Source organism: Neorhizobium sp. SHOUNA12A, from assembly GCF_023006505.1.
Classification (GTDB): Bacteria; Pseudomonadota; Alphaproteobacteria; order Rhizobiales; family Rhizobiaceae; genus Neorhizobium.
In genome coordinates, this window is record NZ_JALBGV010000157.1 from 1 (window position 1) to 5583 (window position 5583).

Consider the following 5583-nt stretch of genomic DNA (forward strand, 5'->3'; position numbering starts at 1 on the left):
CTCACAATCCTCAACGCCATCATCCGGGACAATAAACCATGGCAAAGCGCTTGACGCACAAGACAGTCGCTCTGCCCTGCCGGGCATCTCCCCCTCAAGGGGGGAGATTGGATGTGGCGCGGTCCTGCCTCATCCTGGTGGGAGGTATCAAGCAGTCTGTCTCATCTTTTTCCTCGCCGCCGGCACTGGCGTACCATCCCCCGCCAGATCATCGAGGATCGGGCAGTTGGGGCGGTTGTCGCCGCCGCAGCAGTGGGCGAGGTGTTTCAGCGTCTTCAGCATGCCCTGCATCTCGGCGATGCGCCGTTCGAGGTCGCCGATATGGGCGGTCGCCACCTCCTTGACGGCAGCGCTTTCGCGGCTCTTGTCCTGCCAGAGTTTCAAGAGCGTCTCGGTCTCTTCGAGCGAAAAACCGAGATTGCGGGCGCGCTTGATGAAGCGGAGGATATGCACCTCCTCCTCGCCATAGACCCGATAATTGTTGCCGCTGCGGCCCATCGGGCGGATCAGGCCGATCTCCTCGTAATAACGGATCATCTTGGCCGACACGCCGGACGCGCTGGAGGCCTCGCCGATATTCATCTCGTTTCTCCCACTTTCACGGTCTTCAGCCGCAGCGCGTTGCCGAGCACGAAGACGCTCGACAGTGCCATGGCGCCGGCGGCGATCATCGGCGACAGCAGCCAGCCGAAGGCCGGGTAAAGCACGCCGGCCGCGACCGGCACCAGCGCCACGTTGTAACCGAAGGCCCAGAACAGGTTCTGCTTGATGTTGGTCATGGTCGCGCGGCTCATGGCGATGGCCGAAACCGCGCCCGACAGATCGCCGCCGACCAGAACCACGTCGGCGCTTTCGATCGCCACGTCCGTGCCGGTGCCGATGGCGATGCCGATATCGGCCTCGGCGAGCGCCGGCGCGTCGTTGATGCCGTCGCCAACGAAGGCGAGCTTTTTCCCGTTGGCGCGAATCTCGTGGATCGCCTTCACCTTGCCTTCCGGCAGGACCTCGGCGACGACCTTTTTAATACCGACCTGGCGGGCAATCGCTTCAGCGGTGCGGCGGTTGTCGCCGGTCACCATGGCCACTTCGACGCCCATCGCCTGCAACGCCTTGATCGCGTCGCGGCTTGAGGGTTTCAGCGGATCGGCAACCGCGATCACCGCTGCCAGCTTGCCGTCGACAGCCGCATAAAGCGGTGTCTTGCCCTCGTCGCCAAGCCTGGCGGCTGCTTCCGCAAACACCTCAACCGAAAGCCCCAGCTTCTCCATGAACCGGTCGGCGCCGACCGAGATCTTGCGGCCGTTTGCTTCCGCCTCGATACCGTAACCGGTCACCGACGAGAAGTGCTCCGCCTTCGGCACGGTCAGGCCCTTGGCTTCGGCCGCCTTGACGATCGCCTCGGCGATCGGGTGCTCCGACTGCGCCTCGACGCTTGCGACCAGCGTCAACACGTCATCCTCGACAAAACCTTGCGCCGTCACAAGGTCGGTCAGTTCCGGCCGGCCCTTGGTGACGGTGCCGGTCTTGTCGACCACGACGAGCTGGACATTGCGCAACTCCTGCAGCGCCTCGCCCTTGCGGAACAGCACGCCGAGTTCGGCCGCGCGGCCGCCGCCGACGACGATCGAGGTGGGTACTGCAAGCCCCATGGCGCAGGGGCAGGCGATGATCAGCACAGCGACCGCATTGACCAGCGCGTGGGTGAGCGCCGGTTCGGGGCCGACGAAGAACCACACAAGGAAAGTGATGAAGGCGAGCGCGATCACCGCCGGCACGAACCAGGCCGTCACCCGGTCGACCAGCGTCTGGATCGGCAGTTTCGAGCCCTGCGCCTGCTCGACCATACGGATGATCTGCGCTAGCATCGTATCGCGGCCGACCTTGTCGGCCCGGAAACGGAAGGCGCCGGTCTTGTTGATCGTGCCGCCGACCACGGTCGCGCCGGCCGCCTTTGCGACCGGCAGCGGCTCGCCCGAAATCATCGATTCGTCGACATTCGAGGAGCCGTCGATGACCGTGCCGTCGACCGGAATACGCTCGCCCGGCCGGATCACCAGCACGTCGCCGGCAACCACCTGTTCGGTCGGGATATCCAGCAGCTTGCCGTCGCGCTCGACGCGGGCGGTTTTCGCCTGCAGCCGGCTCAGCTTCTCGATCGCCTCGCCGGTGCGGCCCGTGGCGCGCGCCTCGAGCAGTCGGCCGAACAGGATCAGCGTGACGATCACCGTGGCCGCTTCATAATAAACGAAGCGGGCGCTCTCCGGCAGCAGGTCCGGGGCAAACGTCGTCACCAGCGAATAACCGTAGGCCGCCAGCACGCCGACCGCGACCAGCGAATTCATCTCCGGGACGCCGCGCAGCAGCGCCGGCAGGCCGAGCTTCAGGAACCGGAAGCCTGGGCCGAAAACGACCACCGTCGCCAGTGCGAAATAGAGATAATAGAGGTTCTGCGTCTCGATCACGCCCATCAGCCAGTGGTGGAACGGATCGTAGACGTGGCCGGCCATTTCCAGCACGAACAGCGGCAGGGTCAGCACGAAGGCGATTGCCAGGTCGCGCTTCAGCACGCCCTCCTCGCCCTGGTGCATATGCATATGGTCATGCCCGCCGGCATGGCCCGCCGCCTGGTCGTGCCCCATGGCGGCATGGTCCATGTGGGCCTGTGCCTCCGGTGCGGAATGGTCGGGGTGATGTCCGTGGTGGTGCTCGTGGCCGGTATGCGCCGTCGGCGCCACAGGCGGCATCATGCCCGCCTCACGCATCGCATGGTCCATGGCGCCTGGCTGGATTTCGTAACCGACCTTCCGGATCGCCTTCGTCAGCTCCTCCGGCGAAAAGCCCTCGGCCGATTCGACCGTCAGTTTCTTCGTGGCAAAGTTGACGGCGCTCCTGTCGATGCCCGCCACTTTCGCCGCAGCGTTCTCAACGCGGCGCACGCAGGAGGCGCAGGTCATGCCCTCGACGGGAACGGTAAAAGGCTCGGCCTTGTGGATCGGTTTTACAGTCTCGTTCATGGGCGCAATCTCCCCTTTTTTTGTCGGGATGTCTCACTGTCCCACGTTATGTGGAGCTTCCCATCATGGGAAGGTCAAGGGGTGCCGACGGATATTCTCAAGGGCGACAGATACCGGCGGGTCGGGCAGCCGGGACAGGACCATTATCGCAGCCCTCAGTCGCCGCCTTCACGATAAGATCGTACAGATGGTACTTCTTTCCGAGCAGTCGTATTCCGCCCTCAGAATAGTGCCCCGCATCCGCATAAAGGGAGACGCCATCCTCGGAAACCCGGCAGGTCGTGCCGTTGCACCGGCCGGCGGCCAGATCGATCACCGGATAGTCCCGCGCAACGATATTCATGATGTCCATCGCGACGCGGCCTCGCCGGTTCACGTCGTCAGCGGACAGATCGCAGCGGTCGGCCGCGATCCCCAGCAATCTTGACCGGGCAACACAACCGCCGACATCGGTTCCCGTCAGCGGAGGCTGCGCGAAAACCACCGGGCTCAATCCCATTTGCCGCAAGTGGGACAAGGACCCCAGGAAACTGTCCAGAAGCAGCGCCCGGCTTGCTGGAACACTCTGCCCGTCCTTCCGAACGAACGTTTCAGACTCGGTGTAGATGTCGAGATTGACGCCTATCGCGACGTATCGAAGCGTCCTGGTTGTCGCCATGGCGTCAAGGACATCCCTGTTCCGGGACAGGCAACCTTCGGGCGACCTGCGACCGTCGCTGGCGACCGGGTAGGTAATGTCGGTGAACGGTCCGCAAAGGCTTTTGGTGAACTGCACGAGTTTGACATCGGGGGCCGACGCCAGGATACCTTCCACAAGATGGGCGCCGAAAGAATCCCCCCACACCGCGATCTCGGGACTATCGGACGTGGAGCATTCGGGCGCCATCTTGCCGTTACAGTTTTTGCTCAGCCCCGTGCTCACCTCGGTCATCTCGTATAGACCCGGCGCCCTGAACGCGGCACCGTCGGTCGTTTCAAACATGATCCCGGAGGCGATGCTGGCGGCGACCGCAACGCCGGCGAGGGCAAGGAAACCCTTCGTCGGAACGCGGTTCCTGTCGCGAAACGGCCGCTCGACAAGATAGTAGCTGACGACCGCAAGCAACGCCGCGACGCAAAGGAGAAGAGCGGATGTTAAAGCGCTCAAGTCATTGGTGAACAGCCGCAAGCGCGCGAAGGCCAGGACGGGCTGATGCCAGAGATAGAGGCTGTAGCTGATCAAACCGACAAACACCAAGGCTCTTGCGGAAAGAAGCCGTCCAGTCAGATTCTCTGAAGACGAAAATAGAAGAACCAGCGCGGTTCCGACCACGACGGGCAGCGTCTGCCAGCCGGGATAAGACGGCCCGCCTTCAACGAAGAAGCAGGACAGGACGATCATCGCGAGACCGCAAGCCGCCGCCAGACCGCCGTAGCGGGCTTTCTCTCCATCGAAATTCGCCAGGCTGATGCTGGCGCCGACGCCAAGCTCCCAGAAGCGTGTGGGCAGAAGGTAGAAATTCGCCGCAGGATCGAACAACGGCACGACCTGCGTGGCGAGGAAACTCGCCGTGCTCAACAGGAGGATGGCCGCCAGAACAACCTGGCGACGAAACCGGCGCAAGGCCATCAGAACAACCGGGAATATGATGTAGAACTGTTCTTCGACGCCGAGAGACCACGTATGCAAAAGCGGTTTCAGGTCGTTGCTTGAATCGAAATAGCCGGTTTTACTCCAAAAATAGAAGTTCGAAACGAATAGATTCACCTGATAGAGGCTGCGGCCAAAGTCGCGCAGCTCATAGGGAAGCATCCAGGCCCATGCAAAGGGCAGACAAGCCAGGCAGATGCAAAGAAGCGCTGGAGCGATGCGTCGCAGGCGCCGCTCGTAGAAGCGGAGGAGACTAAATTTGCGCTCTTCGACTTCGCGATACATGATCGACGTAATCAGATAACCGCTGATGACGAAGAAGACGTCGACGCCAACAAATCCGCCGCGGAAACCCAGACCACTGTGGAATATAATGACAGGAACCACAGCGACGGCCCGCAGGCCGTCGATTTCCGATCTGTATTTCATTCTACTACCCAATACGGAATCAATTCACCATCGTCGAGCGCATCGACTGGTTGCACTTCCTCCATGCCTGAGCCAATAATTGCAAGCCCACCCGCGCGTGCGGGTTATTCAACAAAGGAATGTGGCCGATTTAACCCGGGGGCACCTTTCGAGGCGTTCACGGCTCCGGGCGACCGCCACCGCTGAAGCTTGGCGCATTCAGCCCTGAAAGCAGCAGAACCAGTTCCGCTTGGCGGGTGGTGCCGGTTTTCAGCATGATCTTCTTCAAATGCGAGCGGGCGGTTTCGAGCGAGATGCCGAGCGAGGCGGCGATCATTTCCGGCGTCTGGGCCATCGCGATGCCGCGCGCCACACGGGCTTCGGCAGGAGTGAGATCGAAGAGGCCGCAGAGCACCCGCATATCCGGCGGGCCGACCTGCCCGACCTGAGTGACGGCCAGCACCGCCATAGAACGGGAGAAGATGTCGCGCGCGGCGCGGCGGACCGGCAGCAGGTGCAGGATCAGCGGCG

At 62.5% G+C, this 5583-nt stretch carries 4 protein-coding genes; all 4 read right to left on the minus strand.

Going from position 1 to position 5583, the window contains the following annotated elements; genetic code table 11:
- Positions 1–147: 147 nt before the first annotated feature.
- Positions 148–582: a Cu(I)-responsive transcriptional regulator gene (cueR, locus tag MOV63_RS31825; RefSeq protein ID WP_038541224.1), complete on the minus strand. Its 435-nt coding sequence runs from the start codon at positions 580–582 to the stop codon at positions 148–150.
- The gene (locus MOV63_RS31830; protein WP_247039740.1) at positions 579–3014 is read right to left on the minus strand and encodes a heavy metal translocating P-type ATPase; all 2436 of its coding nucleotides are present in this window, start codon (positions 3012–3014) and stop codon (positions 579–581) included. The genes cueR and MOV63_RS31830 overlap by 4 nt, the downstream gene beginning before the upstream one ends.
- A 97-nt stretch (positions 3015–3111) precedes the next feature.
- A complete protein-coding gene (locus MOV63_RS31835) occupies positions 3112–5073 on the minus strand; it encodes an acyltransferase family protein (RefSeq protein WP_247039742.1) in 1962 nt (653 codons plus the stop codon).
- A gap of 157 nt (positions 5074–5230) precedes the next feature.
- Positions 5231–5583: helix-turn-helix transcriptional regulator (locus MOV63_RS31840; RefSeq protein WP_247039744.1), on the minus strand; the 353-nt coding region annotated here is incomplete at its 5' end.